Raw genomic sequence first — 26,247 nt, 5'->3', positions numbered from 1 at the left:
GGGTTCAGCGGCGTACGGCGGCAGCGCTCAGAGCGGCGGGCTCGGGAAGCGATCCCGCGACGACCCGGCTGCGGGCGTCCGTACGGCGCTCCAGGGCGCTGGACAGGAACGCCAGGCCGAGAGCCGAGCCGGCGAGCACGGCGCCGACCCAGTTGGGGGCGGTGTAGCCGAGGCCGGCGGCGATGACGAGGCCGCCGAGCCACGCGGCGAGCGCGTTGCCGAGGTTGAACGCGCCGATGTTGACGGCGGAGGCCAGGGTGGGAGCCCCCGCGGCCTGGTCCAGAACGCGCTTCTGGAGCGGCGGAACGGTCGCGAAGCCCAGCCCGCCGATCAGCACGATGGTGACCGCCGCCGCGACCTGGTGGTGGGCGGTCACGGTGAACAGGGCGAGGACCAGCGCGAGGGCGCCGAGGGACACGTACAGCAGCGGCATCAGCGCGCGGTCCGCGAACTTGCCGCCGATCAAGTTGCCGCCGACCATGCCGAGGCCGAACAGGACCAGCAGCCAGGTGACGGATCCGGCGGAGTAGCCGGCGACGCCCGTCATCATCGGGGCGAGGTAGGTGATCGCGGCGAAGACGCCACCGAAGCCGAGCACGGTCATCGCCATGGCGAGCAGCACCTGCACATTGCGGAAGGCGGCCAGCTCGTGGCGCAGCCGCACGCCCTCGGGCCTGGGCATCTCCGGCACCAGCCGGGCCACGCCCGCCAGACCCAGCACGCCGAGCACCGCCACGGCGGCGAAGGTGAGCCGCCAGCCGTAGCTCTGGCCGATGAACGTGCCGAGCGGAACACCGACGACGTTGGCGACGGTGAGGCCGGTGAACATCATCGCGATCGCGCCGGCCTTCTTCTCCGGCGCGACCAGATCGGCCGCGACGATCGACCCGATACCGAAGAACGCGCCGTGCGCGAGGGACGCGACCACGCGGCCCGTGAGCATCACGCCGAAGGACGGGGCGAGTGCGGAGAGGAGGTTGCCCGCGATGAACAGACCCATCAGCAGCATCAGCATGCGCTTGCGGGAGATCCGGGTGCCGAGGACCGACATCAGCGGAGCGCCGAGTACGACACCGAGGGCGTAGCCGCTGACGAGGTAGCCGGCGGTGGGGATCGAGACGCCGAAGTCGGCGGCGACCTCGGGCAGCAGACCCATGATGACGAACTCTGTGGTGCCGATACCGAACGCCCCGATGGCCAGGGCGAGGAGGGCGAGTGGCATGGCCAGACCTTCCGAATAGATTGCACATGCACCTTACGAGCGTCGACATTCATTGCACACGCGGGCTAATGCAAGCGCGGGCTATTTCGGTAGTCGTCTATCCTGGGCACCAGCCGCTCCGGGAAGAGGAGAGATCCATGACCGCCACAGACCCCGCACTGACCGCCCTCTCCCAGGGCTGGTGCGCCCTCTCCCTGCTCCACGGCAGGATCGACGCCCACATCGAGAAGGCCCTCCAGAGCCGGCACGGCCTCAGCGTGCGCGAGTACTCACTCCTCGACGTCCTCAGCCGCCAGCACAGCGGCCCCGGCGGACACCTGCGCATGCAGCAGGTCGCCGACGCCGTCGTACTGAGCCAGAGCGCCACCACCCGACTGGTCACCCGCCTCGAGGACCGCGGCCTGCTCACCCGCTACCTCTGCGACACCGACCGGCGCGGCATCTACACCGACGTCACAGAGGCCGGCCAGGCCCTGCTCACCGAAGCCCGCCCCACCAACGACACCGCCCTGCGCCAGGCCCTCGACGAAGCCGCGAAGAACCCCGAGCTCGCCCCCCTGGTCAGAGCGGTGGAAGAGCTGCGCGTCCCCGCCTGATCCGCCCCCGCAAGCCTGCTCCCGCGTAATCTGCGCCCCATGAGCGATCTTGAAATACGCCCCGCGGCCCCCCACGACCTCCCCGCGATCGTCGCCATGCTCGCCGACGACCCCCTGGGCGCCCGGCGCGAATCCCCCGACGACCTCACCCCGTACACCGCCGCCCTCACCCGCCTCACCGCCGACCCCAACCAGCACCTGGTCGTCGCCGTACGCGACGACCGCGTCGTCGGCACCCTCCAGCTCACCGTGATCCCCGGACTGTCCCGCCGCGGCTCCACCCGCTCGATCATCGAAGGCGTACGCATCCACGCCGATGAACGCGGCAACGGCCTCGGCACGCGGCTCATCGAGTGGGCCGTCGACGAATCCCGCCGCCAGGGCTGCCAGTTGGTCCAACTCACCTCCGACGCCACCCGCACCGACGCCCACCGCTTCTACGAGCGGCTCGGCTTCGAGGCATCCCACGTCGGATTCAAGCTGAGTATCTGAAAACCGTTTCTTTATCCGATGTGTCTCGTTGCCCCGAGCAAGTGGGGCGGCCGTATGTCCGGATCCCGTTCCCGCACTCGAACGGGCCCCGGGGCCCAGGAGGAGACGAGCCGGATGGTCCACGAAGTGGCCCTGCTGGAATCCAGGACACTGCGCGACAGCGTCGCCAAACGCACGGAAGCACTCGACAAGGTCAAGGCGCTCTCACTGCTGCCGGACGGAGCGCACGTGACGACCCAGATGGTCGCGAAGTACTTCGAAGTGCTCGAGACCGCCGTCTACAGCATGGTGTCCGACCACCGCGAGGAGCTGGAGGCCAACGGCTACCGCCTGGCGACCCGCGAGGAGGTTACTGCCTTGAAGGCAGGAGCCTCCGTGGACCGCTACACGAGCAAGGTCGGGTTGTTCACAAGAAGGACCGTGCTCAACGTCGCCATGCTGCTCCGTGACAGCGTCGTCGCACGTCAGGTGCGTACTCACCTGCTCGACACGGAAGAAAGCCGGCCCTCGCAGCCTGTGGACAACTTTGTCCACAGGCTCTCGTCGTTGCTCGACGAGCACATCACCGAAGTCCTCGACCGGCGCATGGCCACTCACGCCGACGCGCACGTCGCCGAGATCGCGGAGGACATCTGCCGCACCGCCATCGGCCACGCGGTAGTCCCCCTGCTCAACACCGCGGTCCGGAACGACGGCGAACACCGGGACCGCATCCAGGCTCTCGAAGGCGAAGTGACCCACCTCCGGCGCGTCCTGCGCGAACGCGAGGCAGCCGGGTCGATGGGCGCACTCGACGCCATGAACCCCCGCCAGTTCGAGCAGCACATCGCCTGGCTCTGCCGACGCGACGGGTGCGACCGGGTCACGGTCACCGGAGGCCACGGCGACACGGGCGCGGACATCGTCGCCTACACCCTCGACGGGCGGCGCATCGTCGTCCAGTGCAAGTCCCGCAACCCCGGATCGGTGATCGCAAGCGGGGACGTCCAGCAGTTCATCGGCATGGCCAGACTCGAATACAACGCCGACATCGCACTACTCGTAGCCACCTGCCCGTTCACCCGCGACGCCCTCCTGCTGGCCGCCCGCCACGACGTGACGGCCGTCCACCGGGGCCTGCTCGAAGCATGGAACAACGGCGCCAGGTTGCAGGTCCTCAACACCGCGCCGTAGGGGCCATCTCCACCCTCGTCGGCCTACAGAGCGGGCCCGAAGCCGCAATCCGAAGTTGCGGCTTCGGGCCCGACGGCACTCTACCGGCGCCGGTCCGACGCCGGTTCCACGTGAAACATCACAGCCCGCGCCAGCCGCCTTCGTCCACCCCGCCAGGAATCGCGTCCTCCGGCGCGTACGGCTCCCGCGTGAAGACGAACGAACCCAGGTCCAAGTGGCTCACCGCGCCACCCTCCCGCCGCACCACCCGGAGCGTCTCCCCCAGGTAGTAGCCATCGAGGCCGAGCCACGTACCGTCCGCCCGCGCGGTGAAGCGTGATCCCCGGCCATTGCCCCGCAGCGGCTGAAGCTCCACACCACCGCCCGCGACCAGCGTCAGCGCGTACGCCGAAGTGCCCCAGAACCACGGCCCCGTCAGCGCCAGCAGCTCCCTGTCGACCTCCGCCCCGGGAAGCGGCCGCCAGGGCTCCGGGATGCGCGGCTCGGCCTCGACCACGATGCGGATCAGGTCCGCTGCCACCGCGGGCGCCGACAGCCCGGACGTCGCATTGGCAAGCGCCACCGCGGCCACGCCGTCCTCCACACTCACCCACAGACCCGCGACAAAACCCGGCAACGACCCCGTATGCCCCACCAGTGTCCGTCCGCCGCTCTGCACGATCTGCAACCCCAGCCCGTACGCGCCGAACGGGTCCCCAGGGCTCGCCGGAGCAGCAGGCGTACGCATCTCCCGTACGGACTCCGCACCCAGCACCTTGTCGTGCCCCTCCGCGAGGAACGCCGCGAAACGGCAGAGGTCGGCAGTCGTCGACCAGAGCTGACCCGCCGGAGCCATCAGCCCCAGGTCCACGGACGGCTCCGGCAGCATCACGTCCGCCCACGGGTGCACCGCCCAGCCACCCGCATGCGGCGCCTGCGGCTGTTCGCTCGTACGCCCCAGGTCCAGCGGCCCGAGCACCTCCCGCCGCAGCACCTCGCCCCAGGGCTCTCCCCGCACCGCCTCGACAAGCCGGCCGAGCAACGTGTAGCCGGGGTTGGAGTAATGGTGCGTACGCCCCGCCGGATGCATCCGCGCCTGGTCACCCAGCACATCGCCCAGCCCGGGGCGCGAAGTGCCCGGCGTCCGCTCCCACCAGGGCGCCGGCGTCTCCGCCGCCAAACCGGCGGTGTGGGCGAGAAGTTGAGCGACGGTCACCTCACTCCCCACCCCCGTACCCGGAAGGTGCTTGTCCAGCGGATCGCCCAGGTCGAGAAGACCTTCGTCGCGCAGCCGCATCACCAGCACCGCGGTGAACGTCTTGGTGATCGAACCGATCCGGTACTGCGTCCCGGGGTCCGGCCCGTGCCCCTCTACGCATGTACGGGAGCCCGTCCAGACCGTTCGCCCGTCCCGCTGAACCGCCGCCACGAGCGACGGCGCCCTGCCCTCGGCCTGGGCGGTCGCGATGCGGTGCAGGAGGGCGCGTTGCGTACTGGGCAAAAGATCTTCGAACGGTGAGGTCATGGTCAAGACCTACCCGCCCCCGCCCCACCCCGTCGACCCCTTTTGAGCTCCGACATCACGGCCGGGGATCCCCTGGACGGACGGCCCGGAACGCCGACGGGGCGGCGTACACCGACCGTGTGTCGGATACGCCGCCCTGGGGCGGGACGAGTTGCGGGAGGCGGCCCGCGCTGCCATGGCGATTACTTCGGGTCGCGGTTGAACGTCGAGGTCGACCAGAAGTAGCCGAGCACCGCGAGCCCCAGGCACCAGCCGATCGCGAGCCATCCGTTGTGGCCGATCTCCGTGCCGAGCAGCAGGCCCCGCAGGGTCTCGATGGCGGGCGTGAACGGCTGGTACTCGGCGATGGGCCGGAACCAGCCGGGCATGGAGTCGACCGGGGTGAAGGCGCTGGACAGGAGCGGCAGCAGGATCAGCGGCATCGCGTTGTTGCTGGCCGCTTCGGCGTTCGGGCTGATCAGACCCATGCCGACCGCGATCCAGGTGAGCGCCAGGGCGAAGAGCACGAGCAGCCCGAACGCCGCCAGCCACTCCAGGGCGGTTGCATCCGTGGACCGGAAGCCGATGGCCACCGCGACGGCGCCCACCAGGACCACGCTGGCGACCGACTGGAGGACGCTCCCGACCACGTGCCCGACCAGTACCGCAGGGCGGTGGATCGCCATCGTCCGGAAGCGGGCGATGATGCCCTCGGTCATGTCGTTGGAGACGGAGACCGCGGTTCCGATCGTGGTGCTGCCGATGGTCATCAGCAGCAAGCCCGGGACCACGTACGCGATGTACGCGGAGCGGTCCGCCCCGCCGCCGCCGATACCCGCGCTCATCGCGTCGCCGAAGATGTAGACGAAGAGCAGCAGCAGCATGATCGGTGTGAGCAGCAGATTGAGCGTCAGGGACGGGTAGCGCCGGGCGTGCAGGAGGTTGCGGCGCAGCATGGTGGACGAGTCGCGCATCGCGAGGGAGAGGGTGCTCATCGGACGGTCTCCTTGGGCTGGCTGGGGACGCTGGAGCCGGTGAGGGCGAAGAACACGTCGTCGAGGTCGGGGGTGTGGACGGTCAGCTCGTCGGCCTCGATGCCGGCCGAGTCCAGCCGGTCGAGGATGGAGCGCAGTTCGCGCTGGCTGCCGTCGCTGGGGATCTGTAGCGCGAGTGCCTCGTCGTCGCGGGTGACCTCGCGGAGCGCGGAGGCGGCGCTCCGGTAGGCGGCCGGGTCGGAGAAGCGCAGCCGCACGTGTCCGCCGGGGATGAGCCGCTTCAGCTCCTCGGCTGTGCCCTGGGCGGCGATCCTGCCGTCGTTGAGCACGGCGATACGGTCGGCCAGTTCGTCGGCCTCTTCCAGGTACTGGGTGGTGAGGAAGACGGTGACGCCGCCCGTGACGAGTTCGCGGATGATCTGCCACATGTTGTGGCGGCTGCGGGGGTCGAGGCCGGTGGTGGGTTCGTCGAGGAAGATGATCCGCGGGTTGCCGACCAGCGTCATCGCGATGTCCAGGCGGCGCTTCATGCCGCCGGAGTAGGTGGAGGCGGGCTTCTTAGCCGCCTCGACCAGATCGAAGCGCTCCAGCAGTTCGGCCGCGACCCGCCGCCCCTCGCGCTTGGACAGGTGGTGCAGGTCCGCCATGAGGAGCATGTTCTCCTCGCCGGTGATCAGACCGTCGACCGCGGAGAACTGACCGGTGACACCGATCGCGGAACGCACCCCGTCGGCGTCGGTGGCCAGGCTGTGGCCGCCGATGTGGATGTCGCCGGTGCCCGGGTCGGCCGAGACGAGGGTGGAGAGGATCTTCACGGCGGTGGTCTTGCCGGCGCCGTTCGGGCCGAGCAGGGAGAAGACGGTTCCTTCCGGGACGGCCAGGTCGACGCCGTCCAGCACGACCTTGTCCCCGTACGACTTGCGCAGCCCGTTCGCCGCGATGGCCAAGCTGGTCATGAGGTGCTCCTTCAGAGGCTGCGGGCGGTGACGTTGCCGTAGGCGGTCGTCGCGTGGATGTTCAGGCCGGCGGCGGCGCCGTCGGTGTTCTTGAGCGTGTTGTGGATCCGGCCGTACGTGGTGCCGGCGTCCAGGGAGGCGGAGACGCCGCGGGCGGCGCCGACCGAGATCTCGCCGTACTCGGTGCGCAGCGTGACCGTGCCGCGCATGGCCTCGGCGATGCGGAGGTCGCCCTTCTGGGTGCTGATCTCCGCGGCGCCGCCCAGGCGGCCGACCGAGACGTCGCCGGCCAGCAGGGTGAGGCGGGCGCTCCCGGCCTCGTCGATCTTGACCGAGCCCTGCGCGCCCTCGAAGACCACGTCGCCGAGCCGTCCGACGACCCGGAACTCGGAGCTGGCCGCCTTCGCCTCGACCCGGGAACCGGCCGGCAGTTGCACTGTCACCTCGATGGATCCGGAGCTGCCGAGGATCCGGTTCTTCGCCGGTGCGGCCTCGATCCGCAGGACACCGTCGCCGTACTCGACCGTGGTCTGCTCCGCCGCCTTCACGTCGCGGCCGTTCGAGGCGTCCATGGGCAGGACCTCGACCGTGGTGTCGGACCGGTCGGCGGCGATGAACCGAATGCTTCCGGCGGCGATGTCGAGGACTGCGGAGACCGGGGCGGGGGTGGTGAACGTCTGCATCGTGGTTTTCCTTTGACTCGGTGTTTCCGACATCGCAAACGCTACGTTGCCTTCACCGATCCATCAACGCACTCGTTGCACTTCACCACAATAAATGCAGGTCACAGCCAACAAATCGTTGCAATGACGCTGAAGATAACGCAACAGAAAACTCTCTGACCGTTGCAATAGAATGAGCATGAACGCTATGCTGGAGCCCTCAAGGACCACAAAGGAGAGATCGCCATGCCGGGAGGCAGACTCACCCAGCAGGAACGCCGGCACATCGCGCTGGGACTGGCCGACGGTCTCGCCTACGCCGAGATCGCCAGAAGTCTCGACCGTCCGACCTCGACGGTCACGCGCGAGGTGATGCGCAACGGCGGCCCCACCGCCTATCGCGCCGACCTCGCCCACCGCGCCACAGAACAACGCGCACATCGGCGCAAGCAGGCCGCGCCCAGGGACCCGCAGGGGCCCACACACGTCCACGGACGCGACGCCGAGGCCGTACGCGAGTACGAGGAGACGTTCACCACCGCCCTCATGGCCTCGGGCATGCCCAAGATGATGTCCCGGGTGATGGCCTGCCTCACCCTGGCCGACACCGGCAGCCTCACCGCGTCCGAGCTCGTCCAGCGCCTCCAGGTCAGCCCGGCGTCCATCTCCAAGGCGGTCGCGTTCCTCGACACCCAGGGCTTCCTCCGCCGGGAACGCGACGAACGCCGCCGCGAGCGCTACGTCGTCGACGACGACATCTGGTACCAGTCGATCGTGGCCAGTGCCCGGTCCACCGCCCAGCTCGTCGAAACCGCACGGCAAGGCGTCAGCGTCCTCGGCCCCGACAACCCGGCCGCCGCCCGCCTCGAAAACGTCGCCCGCTTCCTCAACTTCGTCTCCGAGAGCATCACCCGCGCCGCGGAGCAGGCCCGCGAGGTTCTCCACCCACGACCCGAAGCCGCCGCGGGCAGCCCTGACAAGCCAGGTGCAGACCTCGGATAGTCGGTCTGGCCGGTTCGTGTGCTGTAGGGGAGAGAGAAGCCGCCGTCCGGGCGCAGGGCTGCGACCGCGGAGGTCAGATCTGCGCCATGTCCACGAAGCGCGAGTAGTGACCCTGGAACGCCACCGTGATCGTGGCCGTAGGACCGTTACGGTGCTTCGCCACCATCAGGTCCGCCTCGCCGGCACGCGGCGACTCCTTCTCGTACGCGTCCTCACGGTGCAGCAGGATGACCATGTCCGCGTCCTGCTCGATGGACCCCGACTCACGCAGGTCGGACACCATCGGCTTCTTGTCCGTACGCTGCTCGGGACCACGGTTCAGCTGCGACAGCGCGATCACCGGCAGCTCCAGCTCCTTCGCCAGCAGCTTGAGGTTTCGCGACATGTCCGAGACCTCCTGCTGACGGCTCTCCGCCCGCTTCGAACCACCGGACTGCATCAGCTGGAGATAGTCGATGATCACCAGCTTCAGATCATTGCGCTGCTTCAGCCGGCGGCACTTCGCCCGGATCTCCATCATCGAAAGGTTCGGCGAATCGTCGATGTACAGCGGCGCCTGCGAGACGTCCGGCATCCGGCGCGCGAGCCGCGTCCAGTCCTCGTCCGTCAGCGTGCCCGAACGCATGTGATGCAGCGCCACCCTGGCCTCCGCCGACAGCAGACGCATCGCGATCTCGTTGCGCCCCATTTCAAGGGAGAAGATCACGCTCGGCAGGTTGTTCTTGATCGAACACGCCCGCGCGAAGTCCAGCGCGAGCGTCGACTTGCCCATCGCGGGACGAGCCGCGATGACGATCATCTGGCCCGGGTGCAGACCGTTGGTCAGCGAGTCGAAGTCCGTGAAACCGGTCGGCACACCGGTCATCTCGCCCGTACGCGAGCCGATCGCCTCGATCTCGTCGAGCGCGCCCTCCATGATGTCGCCGAGCGGCAGGTAGTCCTCGCTGGTGCGCTGCTCGGTGACGGCGTAGATCTCCGCCTGGGCGGCGTTCACGATGTCGTCGACGTCACCGTCGGCCGCGTATCCCATCTGCGTGATCTTCGTGCCCGCCTCGACCAGCCTGCGCAGCACCGCCCGCTCGTGGACGATCTCCGCGTAGTACTCCGCGTTCGCCGCCGTCGGCACCGTCTGCACCAGGGTGTGCAGGTACGAGGCGCCGCCGACCTTCGTGATCTCGCCGCGCTTGGTCAGCTCGGCGCCAACCGTGATGGGGTCGGCCGGCTCACCCTTGGCGTACAGGTCGAGAATCGCCGTGTAGACGGTCTCGTGGGCCGGGCGGTAGAAGTCGTGGCCCTTGAGGATCTCCACCACGTCCGCGATGGCGTCCTTCGACAGCAGCATGCCGCCGAGAACCGACTGCTCCGCGTCGAGGTCCTGCGGAGGCACCCGCTCGAAAGCCGGAGAGCCACCCTCCCAGCCACTGCCCTCGCCACCGCGGTCGTGCTGCTCGTCGCGGCCCCGGCCTTCGCCTCGGCGCCGGCGGGAGGGCAGACGGTCACCAGGACCGCTGTCGGCCCAGGGGTCGTCCAATGGCTCGGAAATGCTCACCGGGCCACCTCCTCCCGTCCGCTGCGCGGACCTCGCTGTGCCACTCTTTCTTACGGCACGGCTCTGACAAATGAGACGCCCGACTCCGGTTCCGGCGCATCGAGTTCGACGGGCTTCCGGGGCCGGAACGGAAGGCGGGCGCCGCACCACGGTAGGCCCGCGGGCACCGTCAGCCAATCTGGTTATCCACAGGCCGTGTGGACGAAAGACGAGTTGCTGTGGAGAACTCCCCAGAACCTGTGCACGGACCGGGGGACAGTACTGTGGACAAACTCATACCGCCTCCACGCCCCGGCCCCTGACCTGCACTTTCTCCATCCACGGGCTGTGGGGAAGAAAAACTTCGCCACCCGGTTCAAGATCAGAACAAACGGCGCACAGCCGAACCCTGACAGCACCCAGAAGTAAGGACCGTAGATACCTTGCATCTGTTACCTGTGGAAGATTAGATTGACCTCATGACTCAGGCCCCCACGGCAGCGAAGAACAGCCGGCGCCGGCACGACCGCGAGATCGTCGCGCTCGCCCTCCCGGCCTTCGGCGCCCTGGTCGCCGAGCCCCTTTTCGTCATGGTCGACAGCGCCGTCATCGGCCACCTCGGCACACCGCAGCTCGCGGGTCTCGGCATCGCGGCCACGCTTCTGATGACCGCTGTGAGCGTCTTCGTCTTCCTCGCGTACGCGACCACCGCCGCGGTAGCCCGCCGCGTCGGAGCGGGCGACCTTCCCGCAGCGATCCGTCAGGGCATGGACGGTATCTGGCTCGCACTCCTTCTCGGCGCGGCGGTGATCGCCTTCGTCCTGCCCGCCGCCCCCTGGCTCGTCGACCTCTTCGGCGCCTCCGAGACCGCCGCTCCGTACGCCGTCACGTATCTGCGGATCTCCAGCCTGGGTATCCCCGCGATGCTCGTGGTCCTCGCGGCGACGGGTGTCCTGCGCGGCCTCCAGGACACGAAGACGCCTCTGTACGTGGCCGTCGGCGGATTCACCGTCAACGCCGTACTCAATGTGGGTCTGGTGTACGGCGCCGGACTCGGCATAGCCGGTTCCGCGTGGGGCACCGTGATCGCCCAGTGCGCGATGGCGGCCACCTATCTGGCGGTGGTCGTGCGGGGCGCGAGGAAGCACGGGGCCTCGCTGCGTCCCGACGCGGCGGGGATACGGGCCTGTGCCCAGGCGGGTGCGCCACTGCTGGTCCGTACGCTCTCGCTGCGCGCCGTCCTGATGCTCGCCACGGCTGTGGCCGCCCGGCTCGGGGACGCCGATGTCGCGGCCCACCAGATCATCCTCGCGCTGTGGAGCCTGCTGGCCTTCGCCCTGGACGCGATAGCGATCGCCGGTCAGGCGATCATCGGGCGCTATCTGGGCGCCGGTGACGCCAAGGGGGCGCAGGAAGCGTGTCGGCGGATGGTGCAGTGGGGCATCGTCTCGGGGGTGGTGCTCGGGGTGCTGGTCGCGGTGTCGCGGCCGTTGTTCATCCCGCTGTTCACGAGCGACGAGGTGGTGCGGGACGTCCTGCTGCCGGCCTTGCTGGTGGTGGCTGTGTCGCAGCCGATTTCGGGGATCGTCTTCGTGCTGGACGGTGTTCTGATGGGTGCGGGCGACGGGCCGTATCTGGCCTGGGCGATGCTGGCGACGCTCGCTGTGTTCGCGCCGGTGGCTCTGTTGGTGCCGGTGTTCGGTGGTGGTCTGACGGCGCTGTGGTGGGCGATGACGCTGATGATGGCCGTGCGGATGCTGACGTTGTGGCTACGTGCGCGTTCGGGACGCTGGATCGTCACGGGCGCCACGCGTTGAGCGGCAGCGGCAGCGGCAGCACGTGAGAAAGCAGCAGGTGAGAACCCGACAAGCGTGAAGTGATCAGTGATGTTTCACGTGAAACGGCGAAGGGCCGCACCCCATGGGGTGCGGCCCTTCGTACTGCTGTGAGATGCGCAGCCTTAGGCGGCGACGACCTCGACGCCGAGCTTCGCGGCGACCTCTGCGTGCAGACGCACGGAGACCTGGTGCGAACCGAGGGTCTTGATCGGGGCGCCCAGCTCAACGCGGCGCTTGTCGACCTCGGGGCCACCGGCGGCCTTGATCGCCGAAGCGACGTCGGCCGGGGTGACGGAGCCGAAGAGACGGCCGGCGTCGCCGGAGCGAACGGCCAGGCGCACGTTCACGCCTTCGAGCTTGGCCTTGATCTCGTTGGCCTGCTCGATGGTCGCGATCTCGTGGATCTTGCGGGCGCGGCGGATCTGCGCCACGTCCTTCTCGCCACCCTTGGTCCAGCGGATCGCGAAACCACGCGGGACCAGGTAGTTGCGAGCGTAGCCGTCCTTGACGTCAACGACGTCGCCGGCCGTGCCGAGGCCAGTGACCTCGTGGGTGAGGATGATCTTCATTTTTCGGTCACCCTTCCCTTATCGCGCGGTGGACGTGTAGGGCAGCAGCGCCATCTCACGGCTGTTCTTGACTGCCGTGGCGACGTCACGCTGGTGCTGCGTGCAGTTGCCGGTCACGCGGCGGGCACGGATCTTGCCGCGGTCGGAAATGAACTTCCGCAGCATGTTCGTGTCCTTGTAGTCCACGTACGTGACCTTGTCCTTGCAGAATGCGCAGACCTTCTTCTTAGGCTTGCGCACAGGCGGCTTCGCCATGGTGTTTCTCCTGTGTGATCAAGAAGTGGTGTACGGGCCCGCCCTAGAAGGGGGGCTCGTCCGAGTAGCCGCCGCCGGCGGACCCGCTGGAGCTTCCGCCCCAGCTGCCGCCACCCTGCTGCTGACCGCCGCCGGCCGGTGCACTGCTGGCCCAGGGGTCGTCGGCGGGGGCGCCGCCGCCCTGCTGGCCGCCGCCGCCGGGGGCTCCGCCCCAGTTGCCGCCGCCCTGCTGACCACCCTGCTGGCCGCCGCCGTACCCACCCTGACCGCCTCGGCCGGTGGTCTTGGTGACCTTGGCCGTGGCCGTCTTCAGGCTGGGGCCGACTTCTTCGACGTCCAGCTCGTAGACCGTGCGCTTGACGCCCTCGCGGTCTTCGTAGGACCGCTGCTTGAGCCGGCCCTGAACGACGACGCGCATGCCTCGCGTAAGCGACTCCGCGACGTTCTCCGCCGCCTGACGCCAGACCGAGCAGGTGAGGAACAGGCCTTCGCCGTCCTTCCACTCATTGGTCTGCTTGTCGAAGATGCGGGGAGTGGACGCGACACGGAACTTCGCGACCGCCGCACCGGACGGGGTGAAGCGCAGCTCGGGGTCGTCGACGAGATTGCCGACGACCGTGATGACGGTCTCGCCTGCCATGGGTGAACCTCTCGGCGGGGATTGCTGCTGGCTGCTTGTTGCTACTCGGACCCGATTACCGCTGAGCTACTGAGCTCAGTGGGTTTCGGGGCGGAGGACCTTGGTCCGGAGGACCGACTCGTTCAGGTTCATCTGTCGGTCGAGCTCCTTGACGACCGCAGGCTCGGCCTGGAGGTCGATGACCGAGTAGATGCCCTCGGGCTTCTTCTTGATCTCGTAGGACAGACGACGACGGCCCCAGGTGTCGACCTTCTCGACCTTTCCGTTGCCCTCGCGGACGACGGAGAGGAAGTTCTCGATCAGCGGGGAGACAGCGCGCTCCTCGAGATCGGGGTCGAGGATGACCATCACTTCGTAGTGACGCATGTGGAACCCACCTCCTTTGGACTCAGCGGCCACGGTCGTTCCGTGGCAGGAGGGTCGTGATGCGTACGCAACGGTATCGGCCGCCACTGACAAGCCGCCTTCTTCGAGGGAAGAGGCTTGGATTGCGGCATGGGCAGACACCGGTGCAGACCGTACAGACTACCTGCTCACCGCCTTCCGGTTGAAATCCGGCCGGGAGGGGCCACACTCTTTACACATCGGGTGTGTGCGGTGTCACGATTCGCCGCTTCGAGCAGGAGGTGCCTCATGGCACAGGCAATGCGACGACGCTCCTCGACTTCCCTCTTCGAGACCGACGGCAAGCCTCATCCGCGTCAGGACACCCTGGTGGCGGTGACGGTGCTGCTGGGCGTGATCGCCTTCGTCACGGCGATGTTCCACGACCTGCATCTGATCAGCTCCTGGGTCGGGCTGGTGGGCATCATCACGGGTGCGTACGGGCAGTTCATCTCGGTCACGACCCGCGAGCGGACGTTGCTGATCGTCGGCCTGGGGGCTTCCGCGGTCGGTTTCTACCTCGGCATGGCTCACGGCGGCCTGTTCGGAGGGGTGCTGGGATAGGTCCGGCTGGGTCAGCGGCCAGTCGGGGCGCTCCCCGGGCGCAGTAGGCTTCGGCGCGAGAGCCGGAGCCCCTGATCCCATGGGGACAGACCTGCCGAGGAGCGCCCCGCATGAGCCTGACCCTGAGGACCATCAGCCGAGAGCAGCATCTGGCGTACATCCAGAGCCTGCCGTCGGCGAGCCACTGCCAGGTTCCGGCGTGGGCCGATGTGAAGACCGAGTGGCGCTCGGAGAGCCTGGGCTGGTTCGACAAGAGTGGCGTGCTGGTCGGTGCAGGGCTGGTGCTGTACCGGCAGCTGCCGAAGATCAAGCGGTACCTCGCGTATCTGCCCGAGGGCCCGGTGATCAACTGGTACGCGCCGAATCTGGACGACTGGTTGCAGCCGATGCTGGCGCATCTGAAGCAGCAGGGTGCCTTCTCCGTGAAGATGGGTCCGCCGGTGGTCATCCGCCGCTGGGACGCGCCGGCGATCAAGGCCGGTATCCAGGACCCGGATGTGAAGCGGCTGCGGGACATCGAGGCGACGTACATCGAGCCGCGCGCGTTCGAAGTGGCGGACCGGCTGCGGAAGATGGGCTGGCAGCAGGGTGAGGACGGCGGCGCCGGCTTCGGTGACGTGCAGCCGCGTTACGTGTACCAGGTGCCGCTGGCGAACCGGTCGCTGGACGATGTCCTCAAGGGCTTCAACCAGCTGTGGCGGCGCAACATCAAGAAGGCCGAGAAGGCCGGCGTCGAGGTCGTCCAGGGTGGTTACGAGGACCTGGCCGAGTGGCAGCGGCTGTACGAGATCACCGCGATCCGCGACAAGTTCCGGCCGCGCCCGCTGTCGTACTTCCAGCGCATGTGGTCCGTTCTGAACGCCGAGGACCCGAACCGGATGCGGCTGTACTTCGCGCGGCACAACGGGGTGAACCTGTCCGCGGCGACGATGCTGGTCGTCGGTGGGCACGTCTGGTACTCGTACGGCGCCTCCGACAACATCGGCCGCGAGGTCCGGCCCTCGAACGCGATGCAGTGGCGGATGCTGCGTGACGCGTACGCGATGGGCGCGACCGTGTACGACCTTCGGGGCATCTCCGACTCCCTGGACGAGACCGACCACCTGTTCGGCCTGATCCAGTTCAAGGTGGGTACGGGTGGAGAGGCTGTGGAGTACGTCGGTGAGTGGGACTTTCCGCTCAACAAGATGCTGCACAAGGCACTGGACATGTACATGTCGCGCCGCTGATCCTGCACGAATCTCAGCTCTGCATTCCTTCATACCTCTGATACACCGCAGCCACGAGAAAGGTTCCGGACCGGCCATGGCGCTCACCCTCTACGTCGACACCGCGCGCTGGCGGGCGCACCAGAAGTCCGTGCTCGACCAGTTCCCCGGGATAGTGCCGGTCTGCAAGGGCAACGGATACGGCTTCGGCCACGAACGGCTCGCCGACGAGGCGACCCGTTTCGGTTCGGACATCCTCGCCGTCGGCACCACCTACGAAGCGGCGCGCATCAAGGACTGGTTCGGCGGTGACCTGCTCGTCCTGACGCCCTTCCGGCGCGGTGAGGAACCGGTTCCGCTGCCGGACCGGGTGGTGCGCTCGGTGTCGTCGGTCGACGGGGTGCACGCGCTGGTGGGTGCCCGTGTCGTCATCGAGTGCATGAGCTCGATGAAGCGCCACGGCGTGAAGGAGGAGGAGCTCGGGCTGCTCCACGCGGCCATCGAGGACGTACGCCTGGAGGGCTTCGCCCTGCACCTCCCGCTGGACCGCACCGACGGTTCGGACGCGGTGGAGGAGGTCATCGGCTGGATGGACCGGCTGCGTGCGGCCCGTCTGCCGCTGCACACGATGTTCGTCAGCCACCTGAAGGCCGACGAACTGGTGCGCCTCCAGCAGCAGTTCCCGCAGACCCGCTTCCGCGCGCGGATCGGTACCCGGCTGTGGCTGGGCGACCACGACGCGACGGAGTACCGCGGCTCGGTGCTGGACGTGACGCGTGTGTCCAAGGGCGACCGGTTCGGCTACCGCCAGCAGAAGGCGGCGTCGGACGGCTGGCTCGTGGTGGTGGCGGGCGGTACGTCGCACGGCGTCGGCCTGGAGGCGCCCAAGGCGCTGCACGGCGTGATGCCGCGGGCGAAGGGCGTGGCGCGGGCCGGTCTGGCCACGGTCAACCGCAATCTCGCGCCGTTCGTGTGGGCGGGCAAGCAGCGCTGGTTCGCCGAGCCGCCGCACATGCAGGTGTCGATCCTGTTCGTTCCCTCGGACGCGCAGGAGCCGAAGGTGGGCGACGAACTGGTGGCCCACCTGAGGCATACGACGACGCAGTTCGACCGTCTCGTCGACCGCTGACTGCCGGCGGCACCAGCCGCCCGCCGCATCAACCGCCGACGGCATCAGCCGCCCGCAGGATCGGCCGCCCCCAGGGTCAGCGGCCGAGGTGTCAGCCGCACGCCGCACGTGGGGGCCGACCCCTGTGGGCGGTCTCCCGCCGCGCGTCCCCGCCGTCGGTCCCGCTACCGCTCGGCCGCGCCCGACCCGGCGGTGGCGCCCCATTCCACCCGGGGCCCCTCGAAGTGGTGCACGGCGTGCCGCGGCGGGTGCGCGGCCTTCCCCAGGACGAAGGTGTCCTCGGCGCCGTCGAGGACACCTCCCGAGGGGTCGTCGGAGCCGTCGCGCCGCACGGCGTCCCGCTCCGGCATGAGGATGTCGCGTACGACGACGGCGCACAGGTAGAGCGTGGCCAGCAGGTGCAGCGCGATGGCGAGCTGGTAGCCCTCGGGCGGCAGTCCGCGCTGCTTGTCGCCGCTGGTGGTGTACGCGAGGTACATCCAGATCCCGAGGTAGTACATAACCTCGCCGCCCTGCCAGATGAGGAAGTCGCGCCAGCGTGGCCGGGCGAGGGCGGCCAGCGGGATGAGCCACAGGACGTACTGCGGTGAGTAGACCTTGTTGGTGAGGACGAACGCGGCGACGACCAGGAACGCGAGCTGGGCGAAGCGCGGCCGGCGGGGCGCCGTGAGGGTCAGGGCGGCGATGCCCGCGCAGACGGCGACCATCAGCAGGGTGGCGTAGGTGTTGACGGCTTCGACGTCGAGCGGCTTTCCGGTGCGCTGCGTGATGATCAGCCAGAACGAGCCGAAGTCGACGGCCCGTTCCTGGCTGAAGGTGTAGAACTTCTTCCACCCCTCGGGGGCGAAGGCCATGACGGGCAGGTTCACCAGCAGCCAGGCTCCGCTCGCACCGAGCAGCGCGGCCCCGTACTCACGGTATTTTCCGGCCCTCCAGCACAGCACGAGGAGCGGTCCCAGCAGGAGTACGGGGTAGAGCTTCGCGGCGGTGGCGAGTCCGATGAGGATGCCGAACGCGAGGGATCGGCCCCGGGACCACATGAGCATCGCGGCGGCCGTGAGGGCGACGGCGAGCAGGTCCCAGTTGATGGTGGCGGTGAGCGCCAGGGCCGGTGCGAGCGCGACGAGCAGGGCGTCCCAGGGGCGGCGCCGGTGCGTACGGGCGACGCAGACGGCGATGACGGCGGCGCAGATCATCAGCATCAGCGCGTTGACCATCCAGTACGCCTGTTCCCGCTCCTGCACGGAACCGTCGAAGGGCATGGTCAGCCAGGCGGCGACCTGCATGAAGAGCCCGGTCAGGACGGGGTACTCGAGGAACTCCATGTCGCCGGTCAGGCGGTCGAAATACGGTACGAGCCCGTCGGCGAAGCCGCGCCCCAGATACAGGTGCGGGATGTCGGAGTAGCAGGCGTGGGTGTACTGCGAGCTGGTGCCGCGGAACCAGGCCCACTCGTAACAGGGGATTTTCTGCACCATGCCGAGCGCGAACATGCCGATGGCGACCAGGGCGACGACGCGGACCGGTGTGAGCCGGCTGGAGCCCAGCCTGGCCCAGCGGCCGACGGGTCCGCCGATCAGCTCGCTGCCCGCCGCCGCGATGTCGTCCTGATGCGTGGGCCGAACTGCGGGACGGTCCTCGTGCACGCTCGTCATGGGGGTCATCCTGCCGTACGGCGCTGTGCATGCGGCGAGGGCCGCCGCACCGGGTGCGACGGCCCTCGTCAGGGGTGGGGTGGGGCGTGGCGTCAGCCGCCGCCTCCGAAGAGGCCGCCGTTGCTGTTGCCGTTGCCCGGTTTGCCTTCGGTGCTGCCGTCGGTCGTGGTGCCGGCGTCGGTCGTACCGCCATCGGTCGTACCGGCGTCGGTGGTCCCGCCGTCGGTCGTGCCGCCGTCGGTGGTCCCGCCGGTGTCGGTGCCGCCGACGTCCGTTCCGCCGGTGTCGGTGCCGCCGTTCTTGCCGTCGTCGTCACAGGCCCAGTCGAACGGTTTGCAGGACTCGCTCGGGCTCGGTGTCTCGGAGGGAGACGGGGTCTGCGAGGGGGTCTGGGACGGGGTGGGGCTCGGCGTCTGGGACGGGGTACGGCTGGGCGTGATGCTGGGCTTGGGCGACGGAGCGCCGTCCGCGTCGGCCTTCGCGCCGATCGGTCCCGCTTCAGGGAAGTCGCTCGCGGGCAGGCCCTCGAGCGCGTCGCGCATGTAGTTCGTCCATACCTCGGCGGGGATGTCGCCACCGTGGATGGACGGGACGCCGCCGGTGCCGTTCATGGAGAGCAGCTTGCGGGACTCGGGGTCCGTACGGAACAGGGTGACGGCAGTGGACAGCTGCGGCGTGTAGCCGACGAACCAGGCCGACTTGTTCTTGTCGGTGGTTCCCGTCTTGCCGGCGGCCGGGCGGCCGAGCTTCTTGGCCTTGGTGCCGGTGCCGTTCTCGACGACGTTCTTCAGGACGTCGGTCACGTTGTCCGCGATGTTGTCGTCCATCACTCGCTTGGACGCCGGCTTGTCGAACCCGGGCTGCACCTCGCCGTTGAAGAGGACCTTCGACACGGAGTACGGCTCGACGTGCTCACCGGAGGCTGCGAACGTCGCGTACGAGTTGGCCATGCGGATGGCGCTCGGAGTGGAGGTACCGAGGGAGAAGGAGGCGTTGTTGTTGGGGTCCATCGAGCTCTCGAGAATCCCGGTGTCCTTCGCCATCTTGCGCACGTTGCTCAGACCGACATCCATGCCGAGCTGGGCGAAGGGCGTGTTGATGGACTTCTCCATCGCCTTGGTGAGGGTGACGTAGCCGAACGGGGTGGGGTCCTCGTTCTTCTGCCGGAACGGCTCCCCCTTGTTGTTCATCAGGGGCTGACCCTGCTGGTTGTTGATGACCGTCAGGTCGTTGCCGTTGTACTTGCTGTTCGGCGAGAGTCCGTCGGGACCCGAGTTCGGGGTGCCGTATTCCATGGCCGCGGCGAGGACGTACGGCTTCCAGGTCGATCCCACGGGGACACCGGAGGTGTCCGCGTTGTTGGTGAAGTGCTTCTTGTCCCAGCCGTCGCCGCCGTAGAGCGCGACGATCGCGCCGGTTTTGACATCCACCGAAGCCGAGCCGAACTGGACGAGCTTGTCCGTTTCGGGGCGCTCCTTGGGGTCGAGGAATTCCTTCTTGGTCTTGTTGACCGCCCTCTCCATCGCCTCGACCTTCTTCCTGTCGAAGGTCGTGTAGACGCGATAGCCACCCCGCTCGAGCTTCTCGGGCGTGATGTTGGTCTGCTTCATCACGTACTTCTTGGCGGTCTCGACGAGGTAGCCCTTCTGGCCCTTGAGACCACTGGCCTGCCCGGAGTCCTTGAGCTTGGGGAACTTCGTGTACGTCGCCCGCTCCGCCGGAGTCATACGGCCCACCTCGACCTCGCGGTCGAGGATCCACTTCCAGCGCTCCTCGGCGCGGGCCCGGTTCTTCGCGGGTTCGGCGGCGGTGCCGATGCCTCCGTCGGGGTTGTAGAGGTTCGGCCCCTTCAGAAGGTTCGCCAGGAAGGCGCTCTCGTCCGGCTTCAGCCTGTCGCAGTTCTTGCCGAAGTACGCCTGCGAGGCGGCCTGGATCCCGTATGCGTCACGGCCGAAGTAGGCGGTATTGAGGTAGCCGGCCATGATGTCCGGCTTCTTGTCCGTGACACCGACCTTGATCGAGATGATCAGTTCCGTGAACTTGCGCTTGAGCGTCTGGTCCTGGTCCAGATAGTTGTTCTTCACGTACTGCTGGGTGATGGTCGAGCCGCCCTGGGTCTCGCCGCCCTTGGCCATGTTCCACACGGCCCGGGCGATACCCATGGGGTCCACGCCCCAGTCCTCGTCGAAGGACTCGTTCTCGGCGGCGATCACCGCGTTCTGCATGTGCTCCGGGATCTTGTCAATGGTGACGATCTGCCGGTTGCGCTGTCCGCCGGTCGCGGCGAGCTGCGTCTTGTCACTCCAGTAGAAGACGTTGTTCTCGGCCTCCGCCATGAGCTGCGGGTTGGGCTTGTCGACCCAGGCGAAGGCCACCCCCGCCCCGGCGACCAAGAGCGCGAAGAACCCCAGGCAGGAGCCGCCGACGAGCTTCCAGGAGGGTACGAAGCGCCGCCACCCGTACCGGTCCGAGCGCGGGTAGTTGATGAAGCGGTCCTTGCCCGGCGGGCCTCCCCGCCCCCGCCCCGCCGCGCGGCCGGCGGGCTCCGCGGCGCGCCGGCGCGAGCCGCCCGAGGCGCCGCGCTGGGCGGCACGCCGGGCTTCCGCTCTGCCGCCGGGCGGACGTTCCCCTCCGTACGAACCGGAGGGCATCTCAGTGGTGCTGTTGGTGTCCCGCGTGGGGGCAGCGCGGCGGCCTGATGGCTGCTGGGCGGCTCGCCGGGCCGCGGCACGTCCTCCGTCCTGCGGCTGCGACGGTTTGCGACGGTGCTCGCTCATCGAACGACTACTCCTCGGGCAGGCGAGATCGCCTGGAAGCGGCAGGTGAGTTCCGGTCCCCCCGAAGTACGGACCACCCCGTGCTCGGGGTCGTCCGTACGGCCTCATGTGCATCCAGGACGAGGACGCTCCCTGGCGTCACTTGGTTCCCGGTGGTCTCCATGCCGCACAGACTACGCACCGTCAAAACCCACCCAGTGCCGATGTTCACCCCAAATCAGGCAAGTTGCGTGCATCGAATTGGTGATGTGACGCCGTTCACGATGGCCCCTCTTGTTCCATCGGCACTCCCGTTCTATCGTCTGGATGTATCGAGTCGATACATCAGCTCGGCATAAGGGCCGTCGGCGACTGAGGAGGCGAAGGATGAGCAGGCGCTCAGGCATCCTCGAATTCGCCGTGCTCGGCCTGCTGCGCGAGTCCCCGATGCACGGTTACGAGCTGCGCAAGCGGCTCAACACCTCGCTGGGGATCTTCCGCGCCTTCAGTTACGGAACGCTCTACCCCTGCCTCAAGACGCTCGTCGCAAACGGCTGGTTGATCGAAGAGCCCGGCAGTGCTCCCGAGGACGCGCTCGCCGCGTCTCTCGCGGGGCGCCGGGCGAAGATCGTCTACCGGCTGACGGCCGAAGGTAAGGAGCACTTCGAGGAGCTGCTCTCCCACACCGGGCCCGATACGTGGGAGGACGAGCACTTCGCCGCTCGTTTCGCCTTCTTCGGACAGACGGAGCGCGAGGTGCGGATGCGGGTGCTCGAGGGCCGCAGGAGCCGGCTGGAGGAGCGTCTCGAAAAGATGCGTGCCTCCCTGGCCCGTACCCGAGAGCGCCTGGACGACTACACGCTTGAGCTTCAGCGGCACGGCATGGAGTCCGTGGAGCGCGAAGTGCGCTGGCTGAACGAGCTCATCGAGAGCGAGCGGGCGGGGCGGGATCAGCGACGATCCGACCCCGGTGACCCGGCTCGCCACGACAGCACATCTGGAGAGACGGACGGCCTGCCCCGGCACCGGGACGACACCGGTCCGGATCCGTCCGACGACACCGTCAAGTGAGCCCTGCACTTCCGCAGGTCTCGTCTAGAACACAGGGAGCAACCGCCAATGGGTTCGGTTCGCGTAGCCATCGTCGGCGTGGGCAACTGCGCCGCCTCGCTGGTGCAGGGCGTCGAGTACTACAAGGACGCCGACCCGGCGGGCAAGGTGCCGGGTCTCATGCACGTGCAGTTCGGCGACTACCACGTCAGTGACATCGAGTTCGTCGCCGCGTTCGACGTCGACGCCAAGAAGGTCGGCCTCGACCTCGCGGACGCCATCGGCGCCAGCGAGAACAACACCATCAAGATCTGCGACGTGCCGAACACCGGCGTGAGCGTCCAGCGCGGCCACACCTACGACGGTCTGGGCAAGTACTACCGCCAGACCATCGAGGAGTCCGCCGAGGCCCCGGTCGACATCGTCCAGGTCCTCAAGGACACGCAGGCCGACGTCCTCGTCTGCTACCTCCCCGTCGGTTCCGAGAACGCCGCGAAGTTCTACGCGCAGTGCGCCATCGACGCCAAAGTCGCCTTCGTCAACGCTCTCCCCGTCTTCATCGCGGGCACCAAGGAGTGGGCGGACAAGTTCACCGAGGCGGGCGTCCCGATCATCGGCGACGACATCAAGTCGCAGGTCGGAGCCACCATCACGCACCGCGTCATGGCGAAGCTGTTCGAGGACCGGGGTGTCATCCTGGACCGCACGATGCAGCTGAACGTCGGCGGCAACATGGACTTCAAGAACATGCTCGAGCGTGAGCGCCTGGAGTCCAAGAAGATCTCGAAGACGCAGGCCGTCACCTCGCAGATCCCCGACCGCGACATGGGCGCCGACAACGTCCACATCGGCCCGTCGGACTACGTGGCCTGGCTCGACGACCGCAAGTGGGCGTACGTACGCCTCGAGGGCCGTGCCTTCGGTGACGTTCCGCTGAACCTGGAGTACAAGCTCGAGGTCTGGGACTCCCCGAACTCCGCGGGTGTCATCATCGACGCCGTGCGCGCCGCGAAGATCGCAAAGGACCGCGGCATCGGCGGCCCGATCCTCTCCGCGTCCTCGTACTTCATGAAGTCCCCGCCGGTGCAGTACTTCGACGACGCCGCCCACCGCGCCGTCGAGAGCTTCATCAAGGGCGAGGTCGAGCGCTAAAGTCCCCGCCTGCTCCACCCGTTCCACCTGGCGTGCCCGCAGGCGCGCCAGGGGCCGGTCGTCGAGGGTCCCCGGGCAATCCGCCCGGGGACCCTCGACGTGTGTGACCCTTGCTCGCATGCCCGTCGTAGGTGATCTGCGCGTCCTGCTGCGCCTGACCGACTTCCGCCGCCTGCTGACGGTCCGGCTGCTCTCCCAGTGCGCGGACGGCGTGTACCAGGTCGCGCTCGCCGCGTACGTCGTCTTCTCCCCGGAGAAGCAGACCTCGCCCGGCGCGATCGCCTCGGCGATGGCCGTACTGCTGCTCCCCTACTCGGTCGTCGGCCCGTTCGCGGGCGTGCTGCTCGACCGCTGGCAGCGCCGGCAGGTGTTCCTGTACGGGAACCTGCTGCGGGCGGTGCTCGCCTGCGGGACGGCGCTGCTGATCCTCGCGTCCGTACCCGACTGGCTCTTCTACGTTTCGGCCCTCTCCGTCACCGCCGTCAACCGCTTCGTCCTGTCCGGGCTCTCGGCGGCGCTGCCGCGCGTCGTCGACGCCGACCGGCTCGTGATGGCCAACTCGCTGTCCCCCACCGCCGGTACGCTCGCCGCCACCGTGGGCGGCGGGCTTGCCTTCGCCGTGCGGCTGGTGGCAGCGGACTCCGACGCGGTGGTGGTGCTGCTGGGGGCGGCCCTGTATCTCTGCGCCGCCCTGTCATCGCTGCGCATGAGCCGCGAACTGCTGGGCCCCGACCCCGAACAGGTGCAGCCGAGGCTGGGCGCCGCCCTGGCCTCCACGGCGCGCGGCCTGGCCGCCGGCATGCGCCATCTGGCCCAGCGCCCGTCCGCGACACGCGTGCTGGCCGCGATGACACTGATGCGGTTCTGCTACGGCGCACTGACGGTCATGGTGCTGATGCTGGTCCGCTACGCCTGGTCCGAGGGGCAGGGGACGGGTTCCGAGGGGCTGGCGCTGCTCGGGATCGCGGCCGGCTTCTCGGGGGCGGGGTTCTTCGCGGCCGCGGCGCTGACGCCGTGGGGGGTGGGCCGGTTCGGACCGTACGGGTGGATCGTCGCGTGCGCGGGGTCGGCGGCCGTCCTGGAACCGGCTCTCGCGCTGCCCTTTGAGCCCGCACCGATGATGATCGCCGCCTTCGTGCTCGGCCTGACGACGCAGGCCGCGAAGATCACCACGGACACGGTGGTGCAGTCGTCGGTGGATGACGCGTACCGGGGGCGGATCTTCTCGATCTACGACGTGCTGTTCAACGTCGCCTTCGTGGGGGCCGCGGCGACGGCGGCGGTGATGCTGCCCGCCGACGGCCGCTCAGTCGTCCTGGTGGTCACGGTCGCCGGCCTCTACGCAGTGGTCACTGCCGTCATGGTCCGTTGGAACCGAGGAGGCGGCACCTCGTGACGCGCACGGCCGAGGGGCGGTGTTTCACGTGAAACACCGCCCCTCGCCACGTCCGTCCGACCCATGTTTCACGTGAAACATGACCTCAGTTCTGCGCGGCCCACCATTCCTTGAGTGCCGCGACGGCCGCGTCGTGCTCCATCGGCCCGTTCTCCAGGCGCAGCTCCAGCAGGAACTTGTACGCCTTGCCGATCTCCGGCCCCGGCCTGATGCCCAGGATTTCCATGATCTGGTTTCCGTCCAGATCCGGCCGGATGGAGTCCAGCTCCTCCTGCTCCTTGAGTTGCGTGATGCGCTCCTCAAGTCCGTCGTACGCCCGTGAGAGCGCGCCGGCCTTGCGCTTGTTGCGCGTGGTGCAGTCCGAGCGGGTCAGCTTGTGGAGCCGTTCCAGCTGGGGTCCCGCGTCCCGTACGTACCTCCGCACCGCGGAGTCGGTCCACTCGCCGGTGCCGTAGCCGTGGAAGCGCAGGTGCAGCTCCACCAGGAGCGAGACGTCCTTGATCATGTCGTTGGAGTACTTCAGGGCCATCATGCGCTTCTTCGTCATCTTCGCCCCGACCACTTCGTGGTGGTGGAAGGAGACCCGCCCGTCCGTCTCGAAGCGCCGCGTCCGCGGCTTCCCGATGTCGTGGAGCAGCGCCGCGAGCCGCAGCACCAGGTCCGGCCCCTCCTCTTCGAGGTCGATCGCCTGCTCCAGGACCGTCAGCGAGTGCTCGTAGACGTCCTTGTGCTTGTGATGCTCATCACTCTCCAGGCGCAGCGCGGGCAGCTCCGGGAGCACGTGTCCGGCGATCCCGCTGTCGACGAGCAGCCGCAGTCCCTTGCGCGGGTTCGGGGAGAGAATCAGCTTGTTGAACTCGTCACGCACCCGCTCCGCGGAGACGATCTCGATACGTTCCGCCATGGCCGTCATCGCCTCGACGACCTCGGGAGCCACCTCGAAGTCGAGCTGGGCGGCGAACCGTGCGGCGCGCATCATCCGCAGCGGGTCGTCGGAGAACGACTCCTCGGGGGTCCCGGGCGTGCGCAGGACACGGGCCGCGAGGTCCTCCAGACCGCCGTGCGGGTCGACGAACTCCTTCTCCGGGAGGGCGACGGCCATCGCGTTCACGGTGAAGTCGCGGCGCACCAGGTCTTCCTCGATGGAGTCGCCGTACGACACCTCCGGCTTGCGCGAGGTCCTGTCGTACGCCTCGGAGCGGTACGTCGTGACCTCGATCTGGTAGCCGGCCTTCTGGCAGCCCACGGTGCCGAAGGCGATCCCGACCTCCCACACCGAGTCCGCCCAGGGCCGGACGATCTTCAGTACGTCGTCGGGCCGGGCGTCGGTCGTGAAGTCCAGGTCGTTGCCGAGGCGGCCGAGCAACGCGTCCCTGACCGATCCGCCGACGAGCGCGAGACCGAAGCCCGCCTCCTGGAAACGGCGCGCGAGATCATCGGCGACAGGGGAGACCCGCAGCAGTTCGCTGACCGCGCGGCGCTGCACCTGATTCAGGGCACTGGGGTTGTCTTCGTTGGCGTTCGGCACAACAGAAAAGGGTA

At 68.4% G+C, this 26,247-nt stretch carries 24 protein-coding genes; 11 read left to right on the top strand and 13 right to left on the bottom strand.

Features of this window, described 5'->3' with window-relative positions; translation table 11 throughout:
* Positions 1-4 precede the first annotated feature (4 nt).
* Positions 5-1,222: an MFS transporter gene (locus AS594_RS17660; protein WP_069927968.1), complete on the bottom strand. Its 1,218-nt coding sequence runs from the start codon at positions 1,220-1,222 to the stop codon at positions 5-7.
* A 137-nt stretch (positions 1,223-1,359) separates the two neighbouring features.
* Between AS594_RS17660 and AS594_RS17655 the strand changes: the two genes are divergently transcribed.
* The 3 genes from AS594_RS17655 (at position 1,360) to AS594_RS17645 (ending at position 3,483) form a co-directional block, all read left to right on the top strand.
* Positions 1,360-1,818 (top strand): MarR family winged helix-turn-helix transcriptional regulator, encoded by a 459-nt coding sequence (locus AS594_RS17655; RefSeq protein ID WP_069927967.1) that lies wholly within the window; start codon positions 1,360-1,362, stop codon positions 1,816-1,818.
* 39 nt (positions 1,819-1,857) lie between these two features.
* Complete coding sequence (locus tag AS594_RS17650; RefSeq protein WP_069927966.1) at positions 1,858-2,310, top strand: GNAT family N-acetyltransferase; 453 nt, start codon at positions 1,858-1,860, stop codon at positions 2,308-2,310.
* 114 nt (positions 2,311-2,424) lie between these two features.
* On the top strand, positions 2,425-3,483 hold the full coding sequence (locus AS594_RS17645) for a restriction endonuclease (protein ID WP_069932651.1): 1,059 nt from the start codon (positions 2,425-2,427) through the stop codon (positions 3,481-3,483).
* A 118-nt stretch (positions 3,484-3,601) separates the two neighbouring features.
* Here AS594_RS17645 and AS594_RS17640 read toward each other — a convergent pair whose 3' ends face one another.
* From AS594_RS17640 to AS594_RS17625, 4 genes are all read right to left on the bottom strand, one after another.
* Positions 3,602-4,987 carry a serine hydrolase domain-containing protein gene (locus AS594_RS17640; RefSeq protein ID WP_069927964.1) on the bottom strand — a complete coding sequence of 462 codons (1,386 nt, stop codon included), beginning with the start codon at positions 4,985-4,987 and terminating at the stop codon, positions 3,602-3,604.
* 182 nt (positions 4,988-5,169) lie between these two features.
* The gene (locus AS594_RS17635) at positions 5,170-5,961 is read right to left on the bottom strand and encodes an ABC transporter permease (RefSeq protein WP_069927963.1); all 792 of its coding nucleotides are present in this window, start codon (positions 5,959-5,961) and stop codon (positions 5,170-5,172) included.
* Positions 5,958-6,917, bottom strand: coding sequence for an ATP-binding cassette domain-containing protein (locus tag AS594_RS17630; protein ID WP_069935151.1), 960 nt, complete (start codon positions 6,915-6,917; stop codon positions 5,958-5,960). The genes AS594_RS17635 and AS594_RS17630 overlap by 4 nt, the downstream gene beginning before the upstream one ends.
* Before the next feature lie 11 nt (positions 6,918-6,928).
* Positions 6,929-7,600 (bottom strand): DUF4097 family beta strand repeat-containing protein, encoded by a 672-nt coding sequence (locus AS594_RS17625; RefSeq protein ID WP_069927960.1) that lies wholly within the window; start codon positions 7,598-7,600, stop codon positions 6,929-6,931.
* Between the two features lie 225 nt (positions 7,601-7,825).
* On the opposite strand from AS594_RS17625, the gene AS594_RS47930 reads away from it, so the two are divergent.
* Positions 7,826-8,581 carry a helix-turn-helix domain-containing protein gene (locus tag AS594_RS47930; protein WP_069932653.1) on the top strand — a complete coding sequence of 252 codons (756 nt, stop codon included), beginning with the start codon at positions 7,826-7,828 and terminating at the stop codon, positions 8,579-8,581.
* 73 nt (positions 8,582-8,654) lie between these two features.
* Here the strand turns inward: AS594_RS47930 and dnaB are convergent, their stop codons facing one another.
* Positions 8,655-10,130 (bottom strand): replicative DNA helicase, encoded by a 1,476-nt coding sequence (dnaB, locus tag AS594_RS17615; protein ID WP_079144543.1) that lies wholly within the window; start codon positions 10,128-10,130, stop codon positions 8,655-8,657.
* Positions 10,131-10,588: 458 nt separating this feature from the next.
* Between dnaB and AS594_RS17610 the strand changes: the two genes are divergently transcribed.
* Complete coding sequence (locus tag AS594_RS17610; protein WP_069932654.1) at positions 10,589-11,926, top strand: MATE family efflux transporter; 1,338 nt, start codon at positions 10,589-10,591, stop codon at positions 11,924-11,926.
* A 143-nt stretch (positions 11,927-12,069) separates the two neighbouring features.
* Here the strand turns inward: AS594_RS17610 and rplI are convergent, their stop codons facing one another.
* The 4 genes from rplI to rpsF all read right to left on the bottom strand — a co-directional run bounded on the left by rplI (position 12,070) and on the right by rpsF (position 13,777).
* The gene (rplI, locus tag AS594_RS17605) at positions 12,070-12,516 is read right to left on the bottom strand and encodes a 50S ribosomal protein L9 (protein WP_069927956.1); all 447 of its coding nucleotides are present in this window, start codon (positions 12,514-12,516) and stop codon (positions 12,070-12,072) included.
* A gap of 18 nt (positions 12,517-12,534) precedes the next feature.
* Positions 12,535-12,771 carry a 30S ribosomal protein S18 gene (rpsR, locus tag AS594_RS17600; protein ID WP_003949403.1) on the bottom strand — a complete coding sequence of 79 codons (237 nt, stop codon included), beginning with the start codon at positions 12,769-12,771 and terminating at the stop codon, positions 12,535-12,537.
* 43 nt (positions 12,772-12,814) lie between these two features.
* Positions 12,815-13,411 carry a single-stranded DNA-binding protein gene (locus tag AS594_RS17595; RefSeq protein ID WP_069927955.1) on the bottom strand — a complete coding sequence of 199 codons (597 nt, stop codon included), beginning with the start codon at positions 13,409-13,411 and terminating at the stop codon, positions 12,815-12,817.
* Between the two features lie 75 nt (positions 13,412-13,486).
* The gene (gene rpsF / locus AS594_RS17590; RefSeq protein ID WP_006604399.1) at positions 13,487-13,777 is read right to left on the bottom strand and encodes a 30S ribosomal protein S6; all 291 of its coding nucleotides are present in this window, start codon (positions 13,775-13,777) and stop codon (positions 13,487-13,489) included.
* 267 nt (positions 13,778-14,044) lie between these two features.
* On the opposite strand from rpsF, the gene AS594_RS17585 reads away from it, so the two are divergent.
* From AS594_RS17585 to AS594_RS17575, 3 genes are all read left to right on the top strand, one after another.
* Complete coding sequence (locus AS594_RS17585) at positions 14,045-14,359, top strand: hypothetical protein (RefSeq protein ID WP_069927954.1); 315 nt, start codon at positions 14,045-14,047, stop codon at positions 14,357-14,359.
* 110 nt (positions 14,360-14,469) lie between these two features.
* Positions 14,470-15,588: a lipid II:glycine glycyltransferase FemX gene (locus tag AS594_RS17580; RefSeq protein ID WP_069932655.1), complete on the top strand. Its 1,119-nt coding sequence runs from the start codon at positions 14,470-14,472 to the stop codon at positions 15,586-15,588.
* Between the two features lie 76 nt (positions 15,589-15,664).
* The gene (locus AS594_RS17575; protein ID WP_069927952.1) at positions 15,665-16,696 is read left to right on the top strand and encodes an alanine racemase; all 1,032 of its coding nucleotides are present in this window, start codon (positions 15,665-15,667) and stop codon (positions 16,694-16,696) included.
* Between the two features lie 164 nt (positions 16,697-16,860).
* On the opposite strand, the gene AS594_RS17570 is transcribed toward AS594_RS17575, so the two are convergent.
* Entirely contained in the window at positions 16,861-18,351 is a 1,491-nt protein-coding gene (locus tag AS594_RS17570; RefSeq protein WP_420877796.1) for a glycosyltransferase family 87 protein, read from the bottom strand.
* A 92-nt stretch (positions 18,352-18,443) separates the two neighbouring features.
* On the bottom strand, positions 18,444-21,128 hold the full coding sequence (locus tag AS594_RS17565) for a transglycosylase domain-containing protein (RefSeq protein ID WP_069927950.1): 2,685 nt from the start codon (positions 21,126-21,128) through the stop codon (positions 18,444-18,446).
* Positions 21,129-21,494: 366 nt separating this feature from the next.
* Between AS594_RS17565 and AS594_RS17560 the strand changes: the two genes are divergently transcribed.
* The 3 genes from AS594_RS17560 (at position 21,495) to AS594_RS17550 (ending at position 24,705) form a co-directional block, all read left to right on the top strand.
* Positions 21,495-22,178, top strand: a complete 684-nt coding sequence (locus AS594_RS17560) for a PadR family transcriptional regulator (protein WP_069927949.1) — start codon at positions 21,495-21,497, stop codon at positions 22,176-22,178.
* 48 nt (positions 22,179-22,226) lie between these two features.
* Positions 22,227-23,309, top strand: coding sequence for an inositol-3-phosphate synthase (locus AS594_RS17555; RefSeq protein WP_069927948.1), 1,083 nt, complete (start codon positions 22,227-22,229; stop codon positions 23,307-23,309).
* A 118-nt stretch (positions 23,310-23,427) separates the two neighbouring features.
* Positions 23,428-24,705, top strand: coding sequence for an MFS transporter (locus AS594_RS17550; RefSeq protein ID WP_069927947.1), 1,278 nt, complete (start codon positions 23,428-23,430; stop codon positions 24,703-24,705).
* 85 nt (positions 24,706-24,790) lie between these two features.
* On the opposite strand, the gene AS594_RS17545 is transcribed toward AS594_RS17550, so the two are convergent.
* On the bottom strand, positions 24,791-26,233 hold the full coding sequence (locus AS594_RS17545) for a CCA tRNA nucleotidyltransferase (protein WP_069935150.1): 1,443 nt from the start codon (positions 26,231-26,233) through the stop codon (positions 24,791-24,793).
* Positions 26,234-26,247: the final 14 nt, after the last annotated feature.

The sequence above is a fragment of the Streptomyces agglomeratus genome (genome assembly GCF_001746415.1).
Lineage (GTDB): Bacteria > Actinomycetota > Actinomycetes > Streptomycetales > Streptomycetaceae > Streptomyces > Streptomyces agglomeratus.
Note: the sequence above shows the minus strand (reverse complement) of the source record. Positions and strands in the feature narration are given on the sequence as shown.

Bases quoted from the DNA above. Each gene is read 5' to 3' on its own strand.
- AS594_RS17660 (WP_069927968.1), bottom strand. From the start codon at position 1,222: ATGCCACTCGCCCTCCTCGCCCTGGCCATCGGGGCGTTCGGTATCGGC.
- AS594_RS17655 (WP_069927967.1), top strand. From the start codon at position 1,360: ATGACCGCCACAGACCCCGCACTGACCGCCCTCTCCCAGGGCTGGTGC.
- AS594_RS17650 (WP_069927966.1), top strand. From the start codon at position 1,858: ATGAGCGATCTTGAAATACGCCCCGCGGCCCCCCACGACCTCCCCGCG.
- AS594_RS17645 (WP_069932651.1), top strand. From the start codon at position 2,425: ATGGTCCACGAAGTGGCCCTGCTGGAATCCAGGACACTGCGCGACAGC.
- AS594_RS17640 (WP_069927964.1), bottom strand. From the start codon at position 4,987: ATGACCTCACCGTTCGAAGATCTTTTGCCCAGTACGCAACGCGCCCTC.
- AS594_RS17635 (WP_069927963.1), bottom strand. From the start codon at position 5,961: ATGAGCACCCTCTCCCTCGCGATGCGCGACTCGTCCACCATGCTGCGC.
- AS594_RS17630 (WP_069935151.1), bottom strand. From the start codon at position 6,917: ATGACCAGCTTGGCCATCGCGGCGAACGGGCTGCGCAAGTCGTACGGG.
- AS594_RS17625 (WP_069927960.1), bottom strand. From the start codon at position 7,600: ATGCAGACGTTCACCACCCCCGCCCCGGTCTCCGCAGTCCTCGACATC.
- AS594_RS47930 (WP_069932653.1), top strand. From the start codon at position 7,826: ATGCCGGGAGGCAGACTCACCCAGCAGGAACGCCGGCACATCGCGCTG.
- AS594_RS17610 (WP_069932654.1), top strand. From the start codon at position 10,589: ATGACTCAGGCCCCCACGGCAGCGAAGAACAGCCGGCGCCGGCACGAC.
- rplI (WP_069927956.1), bottom strand. From the start codon at position 12,516: ATGAAGATCATCCTCACCCACGAGGTCACTGGCCTCGGCACGGCCGGC.
- rpsR (WP_003949403.1), bottom strand. From the start codon at position 12,771: ATGGCGAAGCCGCCTGTGCGCAAGCCTAAGAAGAAGGTCTGCGCATTC.
- AS594_RS17595 (WP_069927955.1), bottom strand. From the start codon at position 13,411: ATGGCAGGCGAGACCGTCATCACGGTCGTCGGCAATCTCGTCGACGAC.
- rpsF (WP_006604399.1), bottom strand. From the start codon at position 13,777: ATGCGTCACTACGAAGTGATGGTCATCCTCGACCCCGATCTCGAGGAG.
- AS594_RS17585 (WP_069927954.1), top strand. From the start codon at position 14,045: ATGGCACAGGCAATGCGACGACGCTCCTCGACTTCCCTCTTCGAGACC.
- AS594_RS17580 (WP_069932655.1), top strand. From the start codon at position 14,470: ATGAGCCTGACCCTGAGGACCATCAGCCGAGAGCAGCATCTGGCGTAC.
- AS594_RS17575 (WP_069927952.1), top strand. From the start codon at position 15,665: ATGGCGCTCACCCTCTACGTCGACACCGCGCGCTGGCGGGCGCACCAG.
- AS594_RS17570 (WP_420877796.1), bottom strand. From the start codon at position 18,351: ATGACGAGCGTGCACGAGGACCGTCCCGCAGTTCGGCCCACGCATCAG.
- AS594_RS17565 (WP_069927950.1), bottom strand. From the start codon at position 21,128: ATGAGCGAGCACCGTCGCAAACCGTCGCAGCCGCAGGACGGAGGACGT.
- AS594_RS17560 (WP_069927949.1), top strand. From the start codon at position 21,495: ATGAGCAGGCGCTCAGGCATCCTCGAATTCGCCGTGCTCGGCCTGCTG.
- AS594_RS17555 (WP_069927948.1), top strand. From the start codon at position 22,227: ATGGGTTCGGTTCGCGTAGCCATCGTCGGCGTGGGCAACTGCGCCGCC.
- AS594_RS17550 (WP_069927947.1), top strand. From the start codon at position 23,428: ATGCCCGTCGTAGGTGATCTGCGCGTCCTGCTGCGCCTGACCGACTTC.